Here is a 1,271-nt window from a genome sequence, read left to right on the forward strand (position 1 = left end):
GTGTCAATGGCCAATAGTTTGTGCCCACTGGCGGTCAGCAAAAACGCCCGCTGGTGGCCATGAAAACTGCCCACTCATGGCCACCAGATCTGCCCACCGGGTATTCGGTGGCGTTGGCCATGCTGGGGTGTGGGTTTAGTTCATTGGGGTCACTCCTTTTCCGGCCAGGGCCTGGCTGAGACGGATCGATTCTCCTGAGGTTTGGCAGACGTGCGCGTGGTGCAGCAGCCGGTCGACTGTGGCTGTGGCCAGGGTTTTGGGCATGAGCTCGTCAAAGCCGGCGGGATGCAGGTTTGAGGAGACCGCGATGGAGCGTTTCTCGTAGGCGGCGTCGACGAGGCGGTAGAGGCCCTCGGCCGCGTCGGTGCCCACCGGCAAGAGGCCTATATCATCGACCACCACCAAATCTGCGCGCAGGATCCGGGCGACGACTTTAGTGACGCTGTCATCGGAGCGGTGGGCGCGCATGAGAGCGCCGAGGTCCTCGAGCCGGAACCACGCGACCCGCAGGCCGGCCTCGACGGCTTGCTGGCCGAGGGCTTCGAGGAAGAAGGTTTTGCCCGTGCCGGAGGGGCCGCAGATCACGACGTTTTCCTTCCGCCCGATCCATTCCAGCGTCCGCAGCGCCTGCTGCGTCGGTGCCGGGATCGAGGAGGCCGCCGGGTCCCAGGTGTCGAAGGTCTTCCCGGTCGGGAAGCCCGCGGCCTTGCGCCTGGTGGCGAGCATGGACCGGGACCGGCCCGCGACTTCCTCGACGAAGAGGGCTTTGATGACTTCGGCCGGTTCCCAGCGCTGGGCGCGGGCGGTCGCGATCAGTTCCGGCGCCAGCGCCCGTGCGTGGGGCATCTTCAGCTGCCGCATCAGCGCCTCCAGCTCCGCCGGCAGTACTGGCGCGGTGGCCGGGACCGGGCTCATGCGTTTTCTCCCAGCGTGCCGGCGGAACTGGTGGCAGCGGGTGGGCGGCCGATCGCCGCCCACGCGGCGGTGCCTTGGGTCAGGGACCGGGTTTCCCCGGCGGCATGGGTGGTGGTGCGTGAACCCGCGGCGTTCAGGATTGAGGCGAGGTCCTTGTTCGCGAAACGGCCATGGATGGCTGCGGTGCCCAGCGCCTGGTCGACTTCGGACTGCCCGGCGATCTTGGCCAGGGCGACCGCTTCGGCCATTTTCACGTTCATTCGCCCGGTGCCAGCCGCTGCGGCCTCGAGCAGCCAGGTGCGGGCGCCGTCCCCGATGCTAAGGAACTCCGCTTCCGCGGCGCTCCGGGCCTTCAT

The 1,271-nt window shown here is 67.7% G+C and carries 1 protein-coding gene and 1 pseudogene; both read right to left on the reverse strand.

Features of this window, described 5'->3' with window-relative positions:
* Positions 1–135: 135 nt before the first annotated feature.
* On the reverse strand, positions 136–915 hold the full coding sequence (gene istB / locus QMG72_RS17700; RefSeq protein WP_283481352.1) for an IS21-like element helper ATPase IstB: 780 nt from the start codon (positions 913–915) through the stop codon (positions 136–138).
* A pseudogene (locus tag QMG72_RS17705) lies at positions 912–1,271 on the reverse strand (IS21 family transposase); the annotation flags it as partial. The pseudogene QMG72_RS17705 and the gene istB, both read right to left, overlap by 4 nt.

The sequence above is a fragment of the Pseudarthrobacter sp. PH31-O2 genome (genome assembly GCF_030063265.1).
Classification (GTDB): domain Bacteria; phylum Actinomycetota; class Actinomycetes; order Actinomycetales; family Micrococcaceae; genus Arthrobacter.

Bases quoted from the DNA above. Each gene is read 5' to 3' on its own strand.
- istB (WP_283481352.1), bottom strand. From the start codon at position 915: ATGAGCCCGGTCCCGGCCACCGCGCCAGTACTGCCGGCGGAGCTGGAG.